Raw genomic sequence first — 20,578 nt, forward strand, 5'->3', positions numbered from 1 at the left:
TGGTCGTGCCGGACTGAAGCTACCGCTTCGTCAACTCTGAGTTGCATACCGCAGACGGGATCCCTCGGCATTCTGTTCACAGATCCGTCTCCAAGCCGATTGGGTATTTCGAAGTAGGTCGACGGGCACGTATTAAGGGCCGTCGGAAGAACTCTATGACAACGCCCATGGTTCGATTTCTTCTCCGTCTAATTCGTATTCTTGGGACGTTCATCCCGTTCATCCTACGCTTTCTCCGTGATCGGCATCGGTTTCTGATCGTCGGTGGGTCACGCACTGTGCCACGGGACCAGCACGAGCAGCGTGCCCGCCGTCTACGGGAGGCGATGCTCAACCTTGGGCCGACGTTCGTAAAGATCGGCCAAGTTCTCTCGACGCGCCCAGATCTCGTTCCGCAAGTGTACGCGGAGGAGTTCGCAGTGCTCCAAGATGCGATCCCGGCGGGTCCGTATCGCGAGATGATTCCGGCTCTCGCCGAAGACGTCGGGTATCACTCGTACGACGACTTCGATCCCGAACCCATCGCCGGCGGATCGCTAGCACAGGTCTATCGGGCGACCTATCAGGGAAAACAGGTGGTCGTGAAAGTAAGACGCCCCGGAATCAAGGACCTCATCGAGACCGATCTGCGCATTATTCGTCGCCTCGTTCCCCTTGCACTGTTTCTCGCACCTGATCGGTTCAGTTTCTCACTCCGGAACATGGCGGACGACTTTGAGCGCATCATTCTGGAGGAACTGGACTTCGAGCGAGAGGCCCAGATGATGGAGGAGATTCGGGAAAATTTCGCTGCCGACGAGAATGAGACCGTTACGATCCCACGCGTGTTTCGTGACGTCTGCTCCGAACGTGTCCTCACCATGGAGTACGCCGAGGGAACGAAGGTTACTGACCTCGAGGAACTCGAAGCGAAGGGCTACGATCCGGAGAACGTGGCCCGACGAGTGGCGAATGCCTACTTCATGATGGGACTCGATCACGGTGTGTACCACGGCGATCCCCATCCTGGAAATCTCGCTGTCGACGATGATGGCCGCATCGTCTTCTACGACTTCGGGATGAGCGGTCGGTTCACGCCGGCGATGCAAGCGAGCGTGGTCAACCTCTATCTGGCCGCTGTCAACCGGGATGTCGAATCCATCATCGACGAACTTGTCGCCCTTGGTGCACTCGATCCCGACGCCGACAGGGCCGCCGTCGGCCACGTTCTCGAGTTAGTTATCGATGACCTCGAAGGGAGTGGTGATGTGAACTGGCAGCAGATAATCGACGTGGTCGTCGGAATGCTCCGAGAGTTTCCGTTTCGTATCCCGCCAGACGTGATGTTAGTCATTCGGGTGGGATCGATCGGTGAAGGTGTTCTTAGACAGCTCGATCCCGAGTTCAATATCCTCGCAGCTGCGCAGGCGTTCCTCCGTGAACACGGCTTCCTCCAGCGAGCAGCCCGGATGAAACTCGCCGAAGCTCAGTCCGACATCGAAACCTCCCTCTGGGCCCTCCTCCGGCTACCCACGAAATTGGATCGTGAACTGGACGCACGAGAACAGGAACGCACAGTGATACCTCAGGAGATCGCACAGAGCCAACGACGGCAGACTCGTTCGATCGGGTACGCCATCCTCGCAGGAGGAACATTTGTAGCGAGTGGTCTCGCATTATCCGTAAGTCAGATCTCTGCTACTGTTGGGGTCGTCGTCGCACTCGGCTTCACCATTTTATTCATTCATTCATCAAGGCACCAGCGTCGATAACTGGTATCTCGAATACGGAGTACCTCCACGACGCCTCAAATTATTTTGTGGCGTCTATGCGAAGTACCTGATATGCTCAAAGATAAAGTTGCGATCATCACTGGTGGTGCAACCGGGATCGGTAAAGCAATTGCTTCGAAGTACATTGATTACGGAGCCGAAGTCGTTATCGCAGGTCGCACGGAAGAAACCGGCCGAGAGACTGCCGAAGAACTCGGCTGTGAATTCCACCAATGTGACGTCACGGAGTATGAGCAGGTAGAGACCCTCGTCAACAGTACGGTTGACGAATACGGACAGCTTGACGCAATCGTAAACAACGCTGGAATTGGCCAAGTAGGGTCCATCGAAGAAATGTCGCTCGAAGAGTGGGATACGGTCATTCAAATTAATCTCACGGGGGTTATGTACGGCTCGCGGGCGGCGATCCCGTATCTCAAAGACAATGAGGGGTGCATCATTAATGTCGCGTCGGTTTATGGCCTCGTTGGCGGTCCTGGATCACCTGCCTATTCGGCAGCAAAAGGTGGTGTCGTGAATTTCACACGAGAGCTCGCCATCGACTACGCCACAGAAGGGATACGTGTCAATAGTATCTGCCCTGGATTCGTTGAAACGCCGATGACAGACGACTACCTCGACCAGGAACAGTTCTACGAGTTCGTCCGAGACGAGACACCCATGCAGCGAGTGGCCGAACCCGAGGAGATCGGCGGCATTGCGATGTTTCTCGCCTCTGATGAGGCGACGTACATCACAGGCACAAACATTCCTGTCGACGGAGGCTGGACTGCCCACTAGTAACTACGGTCGCACATTCACCACACTTGGTTCCAACATTACGCGGGAGACCAGTCGGATAGTAGCAGCGCAAAACGTGCTACTATCTACCGAAGGCAAGCACCGTAACTCCCTGAGATGCTTCTATGAAGTGAGGAACTGCCGCCATATTATTTAATCTCTCTAACCAATCTCCCAGTATGGAACAGAATCGATCCGATCTCACACTACGTGTTGGGAGTATCGCCGACGAGTCAGTTGGTCGCGTTACTCCGGATACGTCGGTAGCAGAGGTCGCCCAAACGATGGTCGCGCAAACCAAATGTGCCCGCTACGTCGTTGTGGAAGAAAACGACCAGCTCGTGGGCATCATTACAGATCGAGATTTGATTGGCGCGCTCCTCACGCCAGATAGTGAGTTCAACGTTCTCGCAACGGAACAGAGCGAATCCAACATAACCGCCGGAGATGTGATGACTTCCGACCCCCTCACCGTAACGCCTGAGGCGGAGGTACCGAGGGTACTGCGACAAATGAACGAAGCGGCTGCCCGCCATGTTCCCGTTGTCGAAGATGGCTCAGTTGTGGGAATCGTCACCCTTGACGATCTCATCACTCACCTCGCGGGAGAAGCTGCCCATGTCTCCGCACAGATGGACAATCTCTCCGGGATCATCCGGTCAGAGTCCCAGAGAAAGTAACCTCCGCATCTGAGACTCTCGATACGTGTCTTTTTCGTGACTGACATCAAAAGAGAGACATGGCCGAACCACGGATTCTAATCCTCGGTGGACCAGGCGCAGGAAAGGGGACGCAGAGTAGAAAGGCTTCTGAGGAGTTTAATGTAAAGCATATCACTACCGGGGAGCTCCTTCGGGCAAATAAGGACAGGGATATTTCAGAATTTGAATCGGAGTATGATGTCCCGCGCACATATATGGATCAAGGTGAGCTTGTTCCGGACGAGGTTGTCACTCTGCTCGTTAAAGAGGCTCTATCGCAAGTCAATGGCTTTGTTCTGGATGGGTATCCCCGCAACGTAGAACAGGCTGAGGAACTCAATAATATGACCGACGTTGACGTTATTCTATATCTTGACGTAGACGAGGAGGAACTTGTTCAACGACTCACGGGTCGCCGTATAGACCCAAAAACAGGGGACACTTATCATATAAAATATAGTCCGCCTGAAGATCCTGAAGTTGAAAGACGACTTGAGCAGCGGGATGACGATACTGAGGAGACAGTCCGTGAACGTCTACGTGTATTTCGTGAGACCACTGAACCAGTTATTGAATACTACGAAGAACGAGGCCAACTGGAACGTGTCGACGGAAAACAGTCTCCTGATGAAGTCTGGGTTGACGTAAGGAAAGCGGTTGAAAACGCGCAATAGGTCGCGAAAAAATTGGGGTGAGCGTTACTATACCGGGCATCACCTAGCAGATCTGTACAGTTTACACACTGGTACCCGGCGAGTCTGTAGTTGAGAGGGCACGATCTTGCTGAGGTGATCTCGACGATGTTCGATAAAAGCCGACCATCATACCGTACGAATTAGAACTTGGAACGGTTATTAGCCGAAGAACGATCCAGTAGGCAATTATGGGGGGCTCTCCGAACCGATGAAGAGCCTGTCAGCAGACGCTGGCCCGTCAAGAGAGCGGATCTCGTCCTTCATACTCACCGCTCTCACCATATTCCGGCCGCTGGAAACCACCCTCACGGTAGACATCGAACTCACCCCGCTCGATGTCGTCCCGGATGATGTCTGCGGTCGTTTCGTCGACGCTCACGAAGTGACACAGCGGATGCCCCGGGTACGCGACTGCGTTCTCGAGTACACCGACGACGAGGCCAGTTGACGGTGCACGAACGACTTCGACCTCATCTTTGAAGTGATCGGAGATAGTGAACAGCTGCTCCCCGTCCTCGACGAGCGGCTGTGGGCCCCACTTCATATCGACGAGTCCGCCGGTGGCAGCACGAAGCCACGTCTTCTCACCGTCGCGTGCGACCACACGCGTCCACCCAGGCCAAGAGACCGGCCGGTCTGGCAGAACCTCATGTTCAGCGAGGACACTCGCCACGCAGTGAAGGGCGCGTTCGAGATGCGTCGATTGGAACCGGTGGGCGCGCCCCATTTCCACAGTTACGGTCGGAACCCCCGTCTTCGATGCTGCCTTTCGGAGCGTCCCGTTTGAGCCTTCACCGTCGAGAATCACGCTCGTTCCGAATGCACGGGCGATGCGTTCGACGTCAGAGTCGCGCATATCTGCCCGAACGTGATACATCGTCGTCCTGTTGCGCGTCGAGGTGTGGAAATCCAGCCCTAGGTCGCACTTCGAGACGAATTCCTCGAAGATAGTATGGGCGAGACGTTTCGCCATCGTTCCCTGTGGATTCCCGGGGAACGACCGGTTGAGGTCCTCGTCATAGATCGGGATGTAGCGCTGTTGGGCCATGAATCCCGGGACGTTCAGTACGTGGAGGCAGACGAGTGCCCCATGGATGTCCGGGGGACCGTAGGTTTCTGCGACCTCTTGGACGATCTTGATGCCGTTCAGTTCGTCGCCGTGCACGGCAGCACTGAGGAACATCGCCGGGCCATCATTCTCTCCGTTGACGACCGTGACCGGAATGTCGATCGGGTCGCCGTGGAAACTTGTTCCCACCGAATAGCGGAACTGGCGCTTCTCTCCGGGTGAGATGGTTTGGCCGCCGACCTCAATCGGTTGTGTCGCGGATCCAGTCATTGAGAATCACTCTCGGACTGCTCTGAATGTGTCTGCGCTGCACGTCTACTGGGTTTACCAAGGAATCGTGGAACCGCCTCGCAGTATGACTCGTATTCGCCCCCGTACTGCTCGCGGAGCCACGGCTCTTCGGCGAGTGGTGCGAGCAGGAACCACACGATTCCACCGATAGCGAGAATGACCGTTTGAATCGAACCTGCGAGGAGGCCTCCGCTGGCGAGCATGGTGATGAACCCCACGTACTGTGGATTGCGAGAGAAGCGATACGGTCCCTCAGTTTGAAGGTGGCCTTCGAGACCACTGCTCTCCCAGAATCCGAGTGTCCACATCGCCCAGATAGACAGCGCTGTGCCTGCTACGAAAACAAGCACACTGACGAGTTGCACCACCACCGGTGGTTCGTACCAGTGCCACCAGTCGAGGTATGCAATGCCGAGCAGACCCACGACGTATAGCGTCCAGGCTGTCCAGCTGACCCAGAACGTCCAGTTCCGCGTCCCGTGCGGCCAGAACCGGAATGTCGGACTGACGATGGTGGCAAGGAGGCCACCCAGTAGGAGTCCCCCGGATAGGAGACCGACGCTGAACAATGTCTGTGTCGCCTGGAGTGCCATAGGGATCACGCATCAATGCCGGGCACGGAAATATCGGCGCTGCGGAGACGACGGGCGTTGATAGCGACGATGATTGTCGAGAGAGACATGAACACCGCGCCGATCGCCGGCGACAGCAGGATACCGATAGGCGCGAGGACTCCGGCAGCGAGTGGGAGCGCGAAGACGTTGTAGCCGGTCGCCCAGACCAGATTCTCCTGCATCTTCCGGTAGCTCGCCTTCGAGAGCTTGATGAGACGGACGACATCCAGGGGATTGTTGTCGACGAGGATGATATCGCCCGACTCGATGGCGACGTCGGTCCCTGAACCGATGGCAATACCGACATCTGCTCGCGTGAGCGCCGGCGCGTCGTTGACGCCGTCGCCGACCATCGCGACCAGTTTCCCCTCGGACTGGAGCGCTTCGACTTTCGTGTCCTTTTCGTCGGGGAGTACCTCCGCGAAGTACTGGTCGATGCCGAGTTCCTCCGAGACAGCCCGTGCGACGTCCTCCGAGTCACCGGTCAGCATCGCCACCTCGATATCCATCGCGTGTAGCGCCTCGATGGCCTGCCGGCTTTCTTCCCGAATAACGTCCGCCAGCGCGAATGCTGCGACGACTTCGGATTCGTCGTGGACCAGGTAGATAACCGTCTCTGCGTTCGAGCCAGCTTCCTCCGCGAAGGCAGCGATTTCGTTGGACCGCTCGATACCGAATTTCTCAATCAGGTTCGGTCCACCGATATGAACCGTCTCGCCGTCCACAGTGGCTCTGACGCCGAGACCGCGGAAATTCTCAAAGTTCGAAACCTTCGCTCGCTGGATATCCCGTTCCTCGGCGGCGTCTCGGATGGCGCGAGCGATCATATGCTCGGAGTCACCCTCGACACCAGCGGCGACTTCGAATGCTCGCTCTTCAGTCCAGTCGCCTGCCGTCTCAACGCCGACGACGCCCTGTTCGCCCTTCGTGAGGGTCCCGGTCTTGTCAAACATCACCGTGTCCAGATTTCGAGATTCCTCCATGGCGATGCGGTCGCGGATGAGCATCCCGTTTTGGGCAGCCGTGGAAGTGTTGATCGCGACCACGAGCGGGACGGCAAGTCCAAGTGCGTGGGGACACGCGATGACCAGGACCGTCACGACGCGCTCGAGGACGGTGATGTTGTACCCGGTGGCGACGACCCACGCGACGGCCGTAATCGCCGCGACGCCGAGTGCAATGTAGAACAGCCAGCCAGCTGCCTTGTCGGCGAGTAACTGGGTTCGAGATTTCGATTTCTGAGCTTCATCAACAAGCCGCATGATGCCCGCCAGCGTCGTCTCTTCGCCCGTCTTCGTGATCTTGATTCGGAGGCTCCCGTCCTGATTGACCGTCCCGGCGACCACTTCTGATCCGGGTTCCTTGCCCACGGGCCTGGATTCGCCCGTAATCATTGATTCGTCGACCGAGGACTCCCCCTCGACGACTTCCCCATCCGCAGGTACACTCGCACCCGGACGAACGAGAACGACGTCGTCCTCGCCGAGTTCGGAGACAGGAACCTCTTCCGTGTCCCCACTCTCGGTGACGCGCTCGGCGATGTCGGGCATGAGCTTCGCCAGCTCGTCGAGCGCACCGGATGCCTGCCGGACCGACCGCATCTCCATCCAGTGGCCCAGCAGCATGATGTCGATCAGCGTGACGAGTTCCCAGAAGAACGGCGTCGTGCCCGGGAGGAACAGACTCCCGATAGAGTAGACGAACGCGACGGTTATCGCCAGCGAAATGAGCATCATCATCCCCGGCTCACGGTTCTCGAGTTCCGTCCGGGCCATCGAGAGGAACGGCACCCCACCATATCCGAAGACGATCACCGCGAGAACGGGCGTGATCCAGGCGCTGCCAGGGAATGTCGGTGCCGTGTACCCGAAGACGTCCTGGATGAACTCGCTGAAGAAGATGACTGGCACCGAGAGGACGAGCGACACCCAAAACCGCCGGCGGAACATCCCTTCGTGGCCCGTGTGGTCCGTGTGGGCTCCGTGATCGTCGTGTGAACCCCCTTCGTGACCGTTCGCCCCGTGGTCGTGCGTTGCTTCTCCGTGGTGAGTGTGTCCGGTTTCGGCTTGGCGGTGCCCGTCCTCGGCTTCGTGCTCGTGATGCGCGTGTTCGTCCGGGGAGTCGGATTCCGTGGTGGCCTCATCCGCCGCAGTGTGTGCTTCGTGCTCTGGGGAGTGGGTCTGCTGTTCGGATGACGCGTGGGTTGTTGCCAGCGCTTCAGCATCTGCTTCTAGCTGGCAAATTCGACAACAGTAGACGGATCCTTCGGATTGATGCGAGGAGTTACCCTCTGCAGAGGGGTTTTCGGAGTTCTCGTGGTCTGGATGGTTGCTCATGGCGTGGGTTTTGGTGCCGTCCCTCATTATATTGTCCAGGCCCTGACACTGCGCGGTGCCATCGGAAGGGCCGGTACCGAACGAGAACGGCGGCGCGTTCGTCGACGTCCGTTTTCGGCGTTTCTCAGGCGGAGGCGGTGTATCCAGCGTCTTCGACGGCATGGACGAGTGCCGTGACGTCAGCATCGCCATCGACGCTCGCCTGTTCGGCTTCTCGATCGGCGGTCGCGTCGGTCACGCCGCTCACCTCTCGAAGCGCGTCTTCGACCGTCTGTTCACAGTGGCCGCACGTCATTCCCTCGACGGTGATGGTCATCGACATACAAGAACACCTACGCTCCCCTTTCTTATGTGGATTTTCCCTTCGATATAGCGGCTGATAGCCAATCCAAAGCTTGGGAAACTAAGCAGTTCCCTCCGAGTTGCTTTAGTTGATGGTCGCCATTGGTTCACTATGCGCGATCTCGACGAAACCGATCTGGAAATCCTCCAGCTCCTGCTGTCGAACGCTCGTCGACCATACAGTGATATCGCGGACGCCGTCGGTCTCTCGGCACCGGCCGTTTCGGATCGGGTGGCGAGACTGCAGGAGAGAGGTATCATCAACCGATTCACCCTTGACGTTGATCACTCACAACTCCGGAAGGGGATTCCTGTATTGCTGACGCTGGACGTCTCCTCTGAGGGGCCAGGAGTCGCGTCACTCAAAGATGTCCTGCTCAACGAGGGAGCGGTCGAACACGTATTCACCACCGCTGAAGCCGATTTAGTCGTCTATGCGCGCGTTCCGGACAACGACGTTGCGAGCTGGCTCGACGACACGCTCGAAGACGGAGCGATCGCAGATTTCGAAGTGACGCTCCTGGCAGGCGCTGACTGGTCGCCTGATCTGGGCGGAACGGAGTTCGCCCTTTCCTGTGCTCAGTGCGGGAATACGGTCGATACCGAGGGGACAGCGACCCGTATCGACGGGGAGTTGTACCAGTTCTGTTGTCCGTCGTGTGAATCCCGATTCGAGGAGAAATACGAGCAGCTCCAGCAAGGTGCTGATTGATGAGAGATGTCTGCTAGGCTGCTTTGGATTCGAAGTTTCACAGCCCTATTTTCCGAACACTTGAAAGGGCAAATCGATTGAACAAGGGGGCCGTATGAGCATATAATGAGTCAGCGCCGAAGCCAAATCAACATCCAGGGGATGAGTTGCGCGAATTGTTCGCAGACCATCGCCGACGCCGTCAGGTCCCTAGATGGCGTCTCGGACGCGAACATCAATTTCGCGACCGACGAGGGAAGCGTCGAGTACGATCCGGACGAGATCTCACTCGGTCGAATCTTCGATACCATCGAGGACGCCGGCTACTCGCCGGTCACGAATTCGGTGAGCATCGGTATCACGGATATGTCGTGTGCGAACTGCTCGGAGACAGTCCAAGATGCGCTTGAGCGAACGGCAGGCGTCGTCAGCGCCGACGTGAACTTCGCGACCGACGAGGCACAGGTCACGTTCAACCCGGCTGAGGCGATCCTCACGGACTTCTACGACGCTATCGAGGACGCTGGCTACTCACCCGTTCGCGAGGACGCCGAAACTGGAGATGGATCAGGAGGTGACGCGAGAGAGGCGGCCCGGCAGGAGGAAATCAAACGCCAGTTACGGCTGACGCTGTTCGGTGCGGCGCTCGCGGCCCCCATGCTGTTTTTCCTCGCCGAGAAGTTCCTCCTCGGCGGTGGCGTCCTCCCGGAGACAATTCTCGGGATCAAGTTCGGCTGGGCAGAGTTCCTGCTGGCGACACCCGTCCAGCTGGTCCTCGGCTGGCCGTTCTACAAGAACTCCTACAAGGCGCTCGTCAAGAACGGCCGCGCCAACATGGACGTGCTGATTGCGCTAGGCTCGACCACTGCGTACGTCTACTCCGTCGCAGTCTTGCTCGGCGTAATCGCCGGGGGGCTGTACTTCGACACGGCGGCGCTCATCTTGGTGTTCATCACGCTCGGGAACTACCTCGAAGCTCGCTCGAAGGGGCAGGCCGGCGAAGCGCTTCGGAAGCTCCTCGAAATGGAGGCCGAGACGGCCACTATCGTCGATGAGGACGGCAACGAGGAGGAAATCCCGCTTGAGGACGTCGAGGTCGGGGATCGAATGAAGGTCCGACCCGGTGAGCAGATTCCGACTGACGGCGTCGTCGTCGACGGACAGTCCGCGGTGGACGAGTCGATGGTGACCGGCGAGTCCGTCCCTGTCGAGAAGAGCGAGGGCGACGAGGTGGTCGGCTCGACCATCAACGAGAACGGCGTGCTCGTCGTGGAGGCGACGAAGGTCGGCAAGGACACGGCGCTCCAGCAAATCGTTCAGACGGTCAAGGAAGCCCAGTCACGCCAGCCCGACATCCAGAACCTCGCCGACCGCATCTCGGCGTACTTCGTGCCGGCAGTCATCGCGAACGCCGTTCTCTGGGGCGTCGTCTGGTATCTGTTCCCCGAACTCCTCGTCGGAGTTGTCGACGCGCTTCCGCTTTGGAGCCTCGTTGCTGGCGGTCCCGTCGCTGCGGGTGGTGTGTCGGTCTTCGAGTTTTCTATCATCGTGTTCGCGTCGGCCGTGCTCATCGCCTGCCCCTGTGCGCTCGGGCTGGCGACGCCTGCCGCCACGATGGTCGGGACGACTATCGGCGCACAGAACGGCGTCCTGTTCAAGGGCGGTGACATCCTCGAGCGAGCGAAGGACGTGGACACGGTCGTCTTCGACAAGACCGGGACGCTGACGAAGGGCGAAATGGAGCTGACCGACGTTGTCGTCTTCAACGGTGACGGACAGCCGATCACAGACGGCGGCGACACCGCTGCCGATGGCGGTCCCGCGAGCGGTGCGAGCGGGTCCTCGTCGGATCGCCGATCCGACGGCGGCCAACTAACTGCACGTGACCACCTCAGCGAGGACGACGTATTGCGGCTCGCAGCCACGGCCGAGAGCGGGAGCGAACACCCGCTCGCCCGCGCTATCGTCGACGGAGCCAGAGACCGCGGGATCGACGTGACCGACCCCGAGGACTTCGAGAACGTCCCCGGACACGGCATCAAAGCGACCGTCGGTGACAGCGAGGTACTGGTGGGCAACCGGAAGCTGCTTCGCGACAACGGAATCGACCCCTCACCCGCCCAGGAGACGATGGAACGCCTGGAGAACGAAGGGAAGACGGCGATGCTCGTCGCCTACGAGGGCGAACTCGTGGGTGTGGTCGCCAATGCCGACACGATCAAAGAGAGCGCGAAAGACGCTATAAGTCAGCTACAGGAACGTGGTGTCGACGTGATGATGATCACGGGCGACAACGAGCGGACCGCCCGCGCGGTCGCCGAGCAGGTCGGCATCGCTCCCGAGAACGTTCGCGCGGAGGTTCTCCCCGAGGACAAATCCGATGCCGTCGAGAGCATTCAGGACGAAGGCCGGAAGGCGATGATGGTCGGCGACGGCGTCAACGATGCGCCCGCCCTCGCCGTCGCGTACGTGGGGACGGCCATCGGCTCGGGGACGGATGTCGCCATCGAGGCGGCGGACGTGACGCTGATGCGGGACGATCCGCTGGACGTGGTGAAGGCGATTCGCATCTCGGACGCGACGCTCGCGAAGATCAAGCAGAACCTCGTGTGGGCGCTGGGCTACAACACCGCGATGATCCCGCTGGCGTCGCTGGGCCTACTCCAACCGGTGCTCGCTGCCGGTGCGATGGCGTTCTCCAGCGTGTCGGTGCTGTCGAACAGCCTGCTGTTCCGACGGTACACCCCCGATCACGACTACAAACTGCTCGGAAAACTCCGCTGAGCGCCAAAGCCACTTGATCCATGTCATCTATTTCCCGCCGCACGGTGCACGCGTACCTCGTCGAGACAGCCGATACCGAGCCCACGTATCTTCGGGCTCGGGATATCGCTAGCGACCTCGATGGATCGCTGAAAGCCGTCGCACAGTATTTGAGCCAGCTCCAAGATGACCTCACTGACGTGTCGCTCGAACAGTGGGGGCGCTCGAAAAGTATCACGTGGCGAGTCGAGGTGAGCGAGTCGTGAGCACCGTCACACGACGTGTCGAATCCTTCCTCCCCGACACCGGGACTCGGGAGTGGTGGGCGCTGTATCTGCTTGCCCCGGTCGTCCTCATCGGTGCAGCACTCCTCGCATTCCCGACGCTCATCTACGACCGATTCGTCTGGCAGTATCTCTGGGGCCCGGTCGTCGCCGACGCTGCCGGCCAGCCAGTCACGCACGAGGGAATACGGGCCGTCCGGGGGTATAATGCCGTGAACACGGTGACCTATCTCGGTGCAGTCGTGTACAGCCTTCCCGGCCTCCGAGCGTATCTCAACCACCTCGGTGTCACGTTCGACGCGCGACTCGCATACGGGTTCGCACCGATAATCGTCGCCGGCGGGGCGATGCGCGCTCTCGAAGACCTCGGACTGCTCGGTGACTACGCGGTATGGTTCATCACCCCGTCGATCTATTTCGTCGTCACAGGCGTCACAGTCCTCGCGCTCGGCCTTGGCACACTCGTGCGCGACAGAGGCATCGGTTCTATCCCGTCGACGGTCGGCGTCGTCGGGACAGTCTGGGCAGCCAGCGCCGTCGGATGGGCACTCTGGCACGGACTCTCGACGGCGATGCCGCTCCGCCTGTGGGTCCCCGTCGCGACGACGGGGATCGCCCTCGGCGTGACCGCGCTCTACTACTGGGGGACGAACTTCGTCGACGGCACACAGCTCCGGCACCCACTCTTCCTGCTGGCCGTCTTCGGACAGACGTGGGACGCCGCACAGAACCTCATCGGCGTCACGTTCCTCGGCTATTCACCCAAGCTGGTCGTGACGAATCTCGTGTACCAGGCGACCGGATTCTCGGGGTCGACGTTCGTCCTCAAACTCCTCGTGACCGGCGGGATCGTCTGGTACCTTGCGGACGCGAAAGACGAGATGAACCACACCTGGTGGTGGCTCATGACGTTCTTCATCGGCGCGATCGGACTCCCGATGGGCGTCCGTGGGTCGCTCCGGATGATGCTTGGGGTCTAATATCAGGATGATAGGAAAACAGATGATTTCAAACCAATATACCATGGTATTCACCTCCGTCTCAGAGCAGTGCTCAGTCGTCGCTATGATCACTGAGAGTGTACCTCTGGGACAATGGAATATCTGGTCCCTCGATCACCGGACGTTCCTACGATTACCGATACGATGAATCAGACACCGACAGTTGCGGTACTGGGTGGCGCAATGGCCGGATTAGCGGCTGCAGAGGGGCTTCATAGCGATGGATTTGATGTCGAGCTCTACGAACGCCAGACGTACAACGAGAAACGCGTCAACTGTGGCGAAGCGATGACCGCCGCCTCTGCAATCCCCCTTGAGAAGACCGCAGAAAACGGGTTCATTAATCCGCTTCCAGAGATGGAAGTCGAGGTGTACGATGGCGTCCAGTCGGATCGTCAGTGTACCGGACGCGGGAGGTTCACTGCATCGGATGCCTACATCACCGATCGTAACGTCGTCGAACAATCGTGGGCAGACCGCCTCGCACAGAGAGGGGTAGACGTCAACGAGAATCGGTCGATCACACCGACTGAGTTATTCGAGTTCGCAGACGGGTACGATGTCGTCGTCGACGCCACTGGCCAACCCTCGCTTACCAGCAAGGCACTCCAATCGACCGGCGAATACTCCGGATACCTTGTCGCACTCAACGCCGATGTCGTGGGGGACTTCAGCGACGTATACCCCAACAGCCGGATTATACTCGAAAACTACACCGGATACACGTGGGCTTTCTCAAAAACACCGAATCGCGCCAACGTCGGGATCGGATGGGCTGTCAGTGACCGTCCGGATGACTACATGGCTGCGTTCAAACGTGCCTGTGAGCGTAACGGATGGCCCGAGCCGACACGGGAACGGACAAACGTCGCGATTATCCCGGAAGGCCCAAGTCTCGATCCCCAGCGAACCTATCACCCCGACTACTCTATCGTGCGTGTAGGTGATGCTGCCGGGATTGCAAACCGGCTTACGGGAAAAGGAATCTCACAGGCCATTCAATCGTCGTATCTCGCAGCGGAACTGGCGGCTGAGAATCGATTGGAAGCATATCCGGAACAGCTGTATCGGGAAATGAAACCTGAATACCTGCTGGCAACGGTTATTCGATACTTCACCGAGACACGACAGCCACAGATCCTCGGTAAAGCAATTCAAGCCGGCTCTGGAATGGACATCGAAGCTGTCGATCGCTCGCCGCGAGACGTATTGATACAGCTCGCACGACACCCACGGTTATTCGTTCAGATCTTCGGGAAACGGAAGGTACTCCAGCGCGTCTATCAAGCAGCGACCGATCAGTGGGAGTATACTTCGATACCGGACGGTGAGAGCCCGATCGTCGATTCCTCTTTCTAGTATGATGAGAGTTGTATCGGTGATGCAGCTTCTCACTCATCGTCTTCTGCATCGACAAAGTACGACAGTGGGAGTTACGTGAATCAACGGTCAGGGGCGGAAGAGCGAGTAAAACCACGCTTCGGTATCTGGATGGAGGCCATCGCATACCGCATGAACCGCCATAGCTACTGACACTGCAAAGACAGCGTGGAGTAGATGCGCCGGGACTGACTCGGTTAGCAATGCACTCACACCGATCACCGCAGAGATAGAGGCGCCGACGCCGACTCTAAAAAAGAAGGCACGCTGAATTACTAGAACGATGTCCTGATAGAGAAGCACGTAACAAAGAACTGTGAGACCACTGCTGATGAGTGTCGGGATCAGCAGGAGCAGCACCGAACTCATTGTAAGTCACTCCCCGAGTATCCCAGCCGAGGGTGGATGTACCCCAACCCAGCGATCAGAGCCGTCACACCGAGTATAGCACCTGTTTCGACAGTTACGAGAAGATCGTGCGGAAGCGGTGTAAGTGTTCCAAGATGAGCGAGTCCGAACAGTAAACTTACGAGCGGAACTCCGACCAGTAATCGACCGTACGTTCCCTCATACTGGTGCCAGATTCTGAGCGTTTTCGCGGCTGTGTATCCGGTACTCATGAGGATGACACCAGTCAAGAGGATGTCTGGAATAGTTGGAACCATGGGGGGTCTACGTCACCCAACAAGAAGTTCGTTATCCACGTGCAGATATGCTCCCACACCCCGAGCTTGTCTGAGTGACTCTTATTACTGACCGTCGGAGTCATCGTGGTTACGGGACTCAGCCACAATTTCTCGCCATTTACCCCAATCCGGGAGGAACATCGGGACATTCTGCTGATACAGTTGGTAGTCCTCGCCGAACTTGTCGACCATGTCGCGCTCTTCCTTCCGCGCAAGCCACGCGAAGACCACGACTACGAGCGGAAAGAGACCGACAGAGAACACTGTTGGCCAGTGAATGATTCCTTCGCCGAACAAGGCGATGAACAAACCGGTGTACTGCGGATGACGTACGTAGCCGTACAGCCCGTCCGTGACAAGTCGATCATTCTGCCGAGCCCGATAGACCTGCCGCCATCCTTGAGCAAACAGTCCGATGCCGACGAGAGCCACGGCATAGCCGAGTAGCATCGAAACCAGCATTCCAGTCTCACCGAAGCCGACGAGTGTCGACCAGAGATTTGTGCTGGCGGACTCGCGATCGAACCCGAAAAATCGAACTAACAGGTAGATCGTGAGCGGAAACCCGTACATTTCCGCATACAACGCGATGATGAACGCCTGTACTACCCCAGCGCCAACCCACTCTCGCCAGCTATCTGGAGCAAAATACCGATAGAAGAACCAGGAAACCACGACGATAACGATTAGTGCGAGTCCCCAGGCTGCGGGGTTAGTAACGGAAAAATCGATTGCTGAAACCATCATGACGTTCAGAGCCATTCTATGGGCCAATTCTCTACCAGAGTAAATAACTCATCCCAGAAGGTATCGGGTCCAGGGATACCGTTCCACGAGTGGTACACCATCAACCTTGTACTGTTCAATATACGCATCAAGACCGAGGATACGTCCTGCGCCGAAAGCGGCGACAGAGAGGAAAACGAGCATGTACGCGAAGTCCCCGTTGATGTAGCCGTGTGCGATGTCCCAGTTCCCGAAGTAAAAGAGGAGCATCATGAACGCTCCCCAAAAGGCCGCCAGACGGGTGAATGCGCCGACAATTAGTCCGAGCCCGATGAGTACCTCACCCCACGGCACCGCAACATTCACGAACTCAACGAACCTCGGCGTGTTCCCCATCGCGACGAATATATCTGCAAGTGGACTCCCATTGTTCGGGACAGCCCCCGTTAGGTAGCCTCCAGCACTGAACTCCCCAGAGAGAACCTTATCTACACCGCTCTGGAAGAACGCGACCCCCATCATCAGTCGAAGTGCAAGAATGAACCAGACGCTCAGGGTGTGAAGCTTCCCGCTCGCTGTAAATCCGCCAATTGTGCTTTCTAATTGAATCTCTCGTGATGACATACCGCAGACTGAATCGTCGATATCACATAAAGATGCGCTCCCCTGCCAGTTTCGGTAGAGTGTAACACTTCCTCTGGGACCAGAAGCTGGCTGCGCGGTGGATCACTTCCGACAGTCACCGATCAGCTTGGAGTTCGTCGGGAGGTACTAAAGTGGTGGAGTTACCCTTGAGAAAGTAACCGTCGGAGGACGAGGTGGAGGATGCCTCCGTTTTCGACGTATCGAACTGCTGCAGGCGTCCCAACCTGCGCCGTGACCGGGAATTCCACCGTCGGGCCGTCGGTGCGTTCTGCAACGACTGTGAGATCGTCGTTCACGTCGAGGCCGTCGTCAAGGCCGTGAATCGCAACCCGTTCCGAGCCATCGAGACCGAGCGATTCCCACGAGTCGCCCTCGGCGAATTGGAGTGGGAGGACACCCATGCCGACGAGGTTGTCTCGGAAGATCCGTTCGTAACTTTCGGCGATAGTGGCACGAACGCCCAGGAGGTCGGTCCCCTTCGCGGCCCAGTCGCGACTCGACCCAGTGCCGAGTTCCTCGCCGGCGAACACGACGAGCGGCGTGTCGTCCTCTCGATAGCGGCGGCTCGCCTCGAAGACAGTCGTCTGCTCGCCCGTCGGCTGGTGAATCGTGTAGCCGCCCTCAACGTCGTCGAGCATCTCGTTCTCGATGCGGACGTTGGCGAACGTACCACGCATCATCACCTCGTGGTTGCCCCGGCGGGCGCCGTACGTGTTGAACTCGTGGGGTTCGACGCCCTGGTCGACGAGCCACTCACCGGCCGGTTGCTCGCGAGAGAACGGGCCCGCCGGGCTGATGTGGTCGGTCGTGACCGTGTCACCGAGCAGCATCAGCGTGCTGGCGTGTTCGATGTCTGTAACGCCCGGTTTCTCTAGCGGGAAGTCCTTGAAAAAGGGCGGCTCGCGAATATACGTCGAGGAGTCGTCCCACTCGTAAACGTCACCGCTCGGCGCATCGAGCGCTTCCCACCGCTCGTCACCCTCGAATACCTCCGCGTACTTCTCCTCGAACATCGACGAGTCGACGCTGTCGTGAACCGCCGCGTGGATCTCGTCGGCGCCGGGCCAGATGTCCGAGAGGTAGACTGGATTGCCGTTATCGTCCGTCCCAAGCGGGTCGTGTTCGAGATCGATATCCATCCGACCGGCCAGGCCGTAGGCGACCACGAGCGGCGGACTGGCGAGGTAGTTCGCTCGCACCTTCGGATGGATGCGTGCCTCGAAGTTGCGGTTGCCCGAGAGGACGCTCGTCGTCCAGAGGTCCTCGGCATCGATTGCGCGCTCGATGGGCTCGGGGAGCGGCCCGGCGTTCCCGATACAGGTCGTACAGCCGTAGCCGACGACGTTGTAGCCGAGGTCCTCGAGGTACGGGAGTAGTCCCGACGCTTCGAGATATTCGGTGACGACGCGACTGCCGGGCGCGAGACTCGTCTTGACGTATGCGGGGACGTCGAGCCCACGCTCGACAGCGTTGCGAGCGAGGAGGCCCGCCGCGAGCATCACAGACGGGTTCGACGTGTTCGTACAGCTGGTGATAGCGCTAACCACGACGCTTCCGTGGCCGATCTCGGTCGTCTCGCCGTTCACGGCGACCTCAACCCGTTTGTTGAGGTCGCCAACATCCGGCCCCCGAAAGTCGGGGTCAGGTCGGTCAGTGTCGGGCGCACTGCTTTCACCGAGCCACCGGGTGAGTGCGTCCTCGTCGACGTCGTCGAGTTCGTCCTCGAATTCGCCGTGGACCAGCCCCCTGAAGTGCGTCTGCATGTCGTCCATCGGGACGCGATCCTGGGGCCGCTTCGGTCCTGCTAGACTCGGCGTGATCGTCGAGAGATCGAGTTCGACCGTTTCGGTGTACTCGGGGTTCTGTTCACCGAACAGCCCCTGTGCATCGAGATATTCGCGAACGAGTTCGATGTGCTCCTCGTCACGTCCCGTGAGTTCGAGGTAGTCCAACGTCGCCTCGTCGACGCCGAACATCGAGATGGTCGAGCCCTGCTCAGGGGCCATATTCGCGATAGTGGCCCGGTCGGGGACCGTGAGGTTCGCCACGCCGGGGCCGAAGAACTCGACGAAGCGGTCGACGACCCCGACTTCGCGGAGCTGCTCCGTGACGTGCAGGACGAGATCAGTCGCTGTGGCTCCTTCGGGAAGTTCGCCGGTGAGACGGACGCCGACGACTTCGGGAAGTTTCATCGTGATGGGCTGGCCGAGCATGGCGGCCTCAGCTTCGATGCCGCCGACGCCCCAGCCGACGACGCCGATGCCGCCGATCATCGGCGTGTGGCTGTCCGTGCCGACGAGCGTATCGGGGAGGAGCCAGTTCTCGCCGTCGCGCTCACGAGCGTGGACGACGCGACCCAGATACTCGAGGTTCACCTGGTGGACGATGCCCGTCCCCGGCGGGACAACGCGGAAGTCGTCGAACGCCTGCTGTGCCCACTTGAGCGCTCGATAGCGCTCGCTGTTGCGTTCGTACTCCAATTCGACGTTGCGCTCGTAGGCGTCCTCGCTCCCGAAGAAGTCGACCTGTACGCTGTGGTCGATCACGAGGTCGATTGGAATCTCTGGCTCGACGACGGCAGAATCCTTTCCCTTCCGGTCAACTGCGGAGCGGAGCGCTGCGAGGTCGACGACGGCAGGAACACCGGTGAGGTCCTGCAAGACGACCCGCGACGGTGTGAACGGGAGCTCGACATCCGGAACGTCAGGTTCCCAGGAGGCGACGTTCCGAACGTCCTCGGCGGTGATGGTGTCACCGTCGACGTTCCGGAGAACGGATTCAAGCAGGACTCGGATGCTAACCGGGAGACGGTCCAGTTCGCAGAGTCCCGCCTCTTCGAGGGCAGTGAGATCCGCCATCCGGTAGGAGGTTCCATCGAACTCGAATTCGCGAATCGCATCGAAGGGGTTAGAGTCGGCCATGTTTCACGATACGGCGAACAGACCCTTGAATAGTGCCACTGTTGATGGGGGCAAGTGTAACCAGACCCAAACTCGAAGCAATCCTGAGCACAACCGCCGTGCGCCGCGTCGAACACCTCCACAACACTGCCATCCCGTAAGCACCGTTCGGAATCACGAGAGTCGTGGGGTACTGCAACGTGTTGACCGAGAGTTGTGGGTGAGGATTAATGGGCGTTCTCGGTGTATCTGCACGGACGTATGCCGACCGATCCAGTTTGCGGCATGGAAGTGAGTACAGCAGATGCCGAAGCACGTGTCGAGCACGAGGGGACGACCTATTACTTCTGCTCGGACGACTGCAAGGCGCTCTTCGAGGAAGATCCGGAGAAACAGCTTCAGACGCCACACCCTCATCTCAGTGAGGTACAGGGTACGGCCGTTCCGCGACTTCCGTATGGCCGAGCGAAGGGCGAGTTCGATCTTTCGATCCAAACACCCGGCTCGCTAGGAATCGGTGACCGGGTAACGTTCACAAAGACCCTCACGGAAGACGACGTACGTAAGTTCGCCGAGGCGACGAGTGATACCAACGCACTCCACCTCAACGACGCGTTCGCCGAGAAGACGCGATTTGGCCGCCGGATCGCACACGGGACGCTCGTTTCCGGAATGATCAGTGCCGCCCTCGCGTGTTTCCCGGGGGTGACGATCTACATCTCGCAGAACCTCGAATTCAAACGCCCGGTCGACATCGATGCTACGCTGACAGCTACCTGTGAGATTATCGAGGACCTGGAAGACGACAAGTACCGGATAACGACCCGGATCGAGAACGAGGACGACGAGATCGTCATCCACGGGACGGCGACCGTCCTGATCGATGAACTCCCTGAGTGACG

18 protein-coding genes are annotated in these 20,578 nt (G+C 58.8%); 10 read left to right on the plus strand and 8 right to left on the minus strand.

Annotation, left to right across the window (positions count from 1 at the left end; all coding sequences use genetic code 11):
• The first annotated feature begins 41 nt into the window (after positions 1-41).
• From EGH23_RS17025 to EGH23_RS17040, 4 genes are all read left to right on the plus strand, one after another.
• The gene (locus tag EGH23_RS17025) at positions 42-1,751 is read left to right on the plus strand and encodes an ABC1 kinase family protein (protein WP_236044898.1); all 1,710 of its coding nucleotides are present in this window, start codon (positions 42-44) and stop codon (positions 1,749-1,751) included.
• A gap of 72 nt (positions 1,752-1,823) precedes the next feature.
• A complete protein-coding gene (gene budC, locus EGH23_RS17030) occupies positions 1,824-2,552 on the plus strand; it encodes a meso-2,3-butanediol dehydrogenase (protein WP_220581180.1) in 729 nt (242 codons plus the stop codon).
• A 179-nt stretch (positions 2,553-2,731) separates the two neighbouring features.
• The gene (locus EGH23_RS17035; protein ID WP_220581181.1) at positions 2,732-3,232 is read left to right on the plus strand and encodes a CBS domain-containing protein; all 501 of its coding nucleotides are present in this window, start codon (positions 2,732-2,734) and stop codon (positions 3,230-3,232) included.
• 59 nt (positions 3,233-3,291) lie between these two features.
• Positions 3,292-3,927, plus strand: coding sequence for an adenylate kinase (locus EGH23_RS17040; protein ID WP_080508370.1), 636 nt, complete (start codon positions 3,292-3,294; stop codon positions 3,925-3,927).
• A gap of 259 nt (positions 3,928-4,186) precedes the next feature.
• On the opposite strand, the gene EGH23_RS17045 is transcribed toward EGH23_RS17040, so the two are convergent.
• The 4 genes from EGH23_RS17045 to EGH23_RS17060 form a co-directional block, all read right to left on the minus strand.
• On the minus strand, positions 4,187-5,287 hold the full coding sequence (locus EGH23_RS17045) for a succinylglutamate desuccinylase/aspartoacylase family protein (protein ID WP_220581182.1): 1,101 nt from the start codon (positions 5,285-5,287) through the stop codon (positions 4,187-4,189).
• Positions 5,284-5,901 (minus strand): methyltransferase family protein, encoded by a 618-nt coding sequence (locus EGH23_RS17050; protein ID WP_220581183.1) that lies wholly within the window; start codon positions 5,899-5,901, stop codon positions 5,284-5,286. The genes EGH23_RS17045 and EGH23_RS17050 overlap by 4 nt, the downstream gene beginning before the upstream one ends.
• Before the next feature lie 5 nt (positions 5,902-5,906).
• Positions 5,907-8,258, minus strand: a complete 2,352-nt coding sequence (locus EGH23_RS17055) for a copper-translocating P-type ATPase (protein ID WP_220581184.1) — start codon at positions 8,256-8,258, stop codon at positions 5,907-5,909.
• A gap of 124 nt (positions 8,259-8,382) precedes the next feature.
• A complete protein-coding gene (locus tag EGH23_RS17060) occupies positions 8,383-8,580 on the minus strand; it encodes a heavy-metal-associated domain-containing protein (RefSeq protein ID WP_220581185.1) in 198 nt (65 codons plus the stop codon).
• Positions 8,581-8,712: 132 nt separating this feature from the next.
• Between EGH23_RS17060 and EGH23_RS17065 the strand changes: the two genes are divergently transcribed.
• The 5 genes from EGH23_RS17065 to EGH23_RS17085 all read left to right on the plus strand — a co-directional run bounded on the left by EGH23_RS17065 (position 8,713) and on the right by EGH23_RS17085 (position 14,698).
• A complete protein-coding gene (locus tag EGH23_RS17065) occupies positions 8,713-9,312 on the plus strand; it encodes an AsnC family transcriptional regulator (RefSeq protein ID WP_220581186.1) in 600 nt (199 codons plus the stop codon).
• 105 nt (positions 9,313-9,417) lie between these two features.
• Positions 9,418-12,075, plus strand: coding sequence for a heavy metal translocating P-type ATPase (locus EGH23_RS17070; protein WP_220581187.1), 2,658 nt, complete (start codon positions 9,418-9,420; stop codon positions 12,073-12,075).
• Positions 12,076-12,095: 20 nt separating this feature from the next.
• Positions 12,096-12,320, plus strand: a complete 225-nt coding sequence (locus EGH23_RS17075) for a DUF7123 family protein (RefSeq protein ID WP_220581188.1) — start codon at positions 12,096-12,098, stop codon at positions 12,318-12,320.
• On the plus strand, positions 12,317-13,318 hold the full coding sequence (locus EGH23_RS17080; protein WP_220581189.1) for a DUF63 family protein: 1,002 nt from the start codon (positions 12,317-12,319) through the stop codon (positions 13,316-13,318). Before EGH23_RS17075 ends, EGH23_RS17080 begins: the two co-directional genes overlap by 4 nt.
• Positions 13,319-13,483: 165 nt before the next feature.
• Positions 13,484-14,698: an NAD(P)/FAD-dependent oxidoreductase gene (locus EGH23_RS17085; protein ID WP_220581190.1), complete on the plus strand. Its 1,215-nt coding sequence runs from the start codon at positions 13,484-13,486 to the stop codon at positions 14,696-14,698.
• Positions 14,699-14,788: 90 nt separating this feature from the next.
• On the opposite strand, the gene EGH23_RS17090 is transcribed toward EGH23_RS17085, so the two are convergent.
• The 4 genes from EGH23_RS17090 to acnA all read right to left on the minus strand — a co-directional run bounded on the left by EGH23_RS17090 (position 14,789) and on the right by acnA (position 19,697).
• Positions 14,789-15,088, minus strand: coding sequence for a hypothetical protein (locus EGH23_RS17090; protein WP_220581191.1), 300 nt, complete (start codon positions 15,086-15,088; stop codon positions 14,789-14,791).
• A 380-nt stretch (positions 15,089-15,468) separates the two neighbouring features.
• Entirely contained in the window at positions 15,469-16,167 is a 699-nt protein-coding gene (locus EGH23_RS17095; protein ID WP_220581192.1) for a methyltransferase family protein, read from the minus strand.
• A 33-nt stretch (positions 16,168-16,200) separates the two neighbouring features.
• Positions 16,201-16,755: a DoxX family protein gene (locus EGH23_RS17100; protein WP_220581193.1), complete on the minus strand. Its 555-nt coding sequence runs from the start codon at positions 16,753-16,755 to the stop codon at positions 16,201-16,203.
• Positions 16,756-16,916: 161 nt separating this feature from the next.
• Positions 16,917-19,697, minus strand: a complete 2,781-nt coding sequence (gene acnA, locus EGH23_RS17105; protein WP_220581194.1) for an aconitate hydratase AcnA — start codon at positions 19,695-19,697, stop codon at positions 16,917-16,919.
• 240 nt (positions 19,698-19,937) lie between these two features.
• On the opposite strand from acnA, the gene EGH23_RS26435 reads away from it, so the two are divergent.
• The gene (locus EGH23_RS26435; protein ID WP_236044899.1) at positions 19,938-20,576 is read left to right on the plus strand and encodes a MaoC/PaaZ C-terminal domain-containing protein; all 639 of its coding nucleotides are present in this window, start codon (positions 19,938-19,940) and stop codon (positions 20,574-20,576) included.
• Positions 20,577-20,578: the final 2 nt, after the last annotated feature.

The organism is Haloarcula nitratireducens, from assembly GCF_019599505.1.

Coding starts and splice junctions, on each gene's coding strand:
- budC (WP_220581180.1), top strand. CDS start 1,824: ATGCTCAAAGATAAAGTTGCGATCATCACTGGTGGTGCAACCGGGATC.
- EGH23_RS17035 (WP_220581181.1), top strand. CDS start 2,732: ATGGAACAGAATCGATCCGATCTCACACTACGTGTTGGGAGTATCGCC.
- EGH23_RS17040 (WP_080508370.1), top strand. CDS start 3,292: ATGGCCGAACCACGGATTCTAATCCTCGGTGGACCAGGCGCAGGAAAG.
- EGH23_RS17045 (WP_220581182.1), bottom strand. CDS start 5,287: ATGACTGGATCCGCGACACAACCGATTGAGGTCGGCGGCCAAACCATC.
- EGH23_RS17050 (WP_220581183.1), bottom strand. CDS start 5,901: ATGGCACTCCAGGCGACACAGACATTGTTCAGCGTCGGTCTCCTATCC.
- EGH23_RS17055 (WP_220581184.1), bottom strand. CDS start 8,258: ATGAGCAACCATCCAGACCACGAGAACTCCGAAAACCCCTCTGCAGAG.
- EGH23_RS17060 (WP_220581185.1), bottom strand. CDS start 8,580: ATGTCGATGACCATCACCGTCGAGGGAATGACGTGCGGCCACTGTGAA.
- EGH23_RS17065 (WP_220581186.1), top strand. CDS start 8,713: ATGCGCGATCTCGACGAAACCGATCTGGAAATCCTCCAGCTCCTGCTG.
- EGH23_RS17070 (WP_220581187.1), top strand. CDS start 9,418: ATGAGTCAGCGCCGAAGCCAAATCAACATCCAGGGGATGAGTTGCGCG.
- EGH23_RS17075 (WP_220581188.1), top strand. CDS start 12,096: ATGTCATCTATTTCCCGCCGCACGGTGCACGCGTACCTCGTCGAGACA.
- EGH23_RS17085 (WP_220581190.1), top strand. CDS start 13,484: ATGAATCAGACACCGACAGTTGCGGTACTGGGTGGCGCAATGGCCGGA.
- EGH23_RS17090 (WP_220581191.1), bottom strand. CDS start 15,088: ATGAGTTCGGTGCTGCTCCTGCTGATCCCGACACTCATCAGCAGTGGT.
- EGH23_RS17095 (WP_220581192.1), bottom strand. CDS start 16,167: ATGGCTCTGAACGTCATGATGGTTTCAGCAATCGATTTTTCCGTTACT.
- EGH23_RS17100 (WP_220581193.1), bottom strand. CDS start 16,755: ATGTCATCACGAGAGATTCAATTAGAAAGCACAATTGGCGGATTTACA.
- acnA (WP_220581194.1), bottom strand. CDS start 19,697: ATGGCCGACTCTAACCCCTTCGATGCGATTCGCGAATTCGAGTTCGAT.
- EGH23_RS26435 (WP_236044899.1), top strand. CDS start 19,938: ATGCCGACCGATCCAGTTTGCGGCATGGAAGTGAGTACAGCAGATGCC.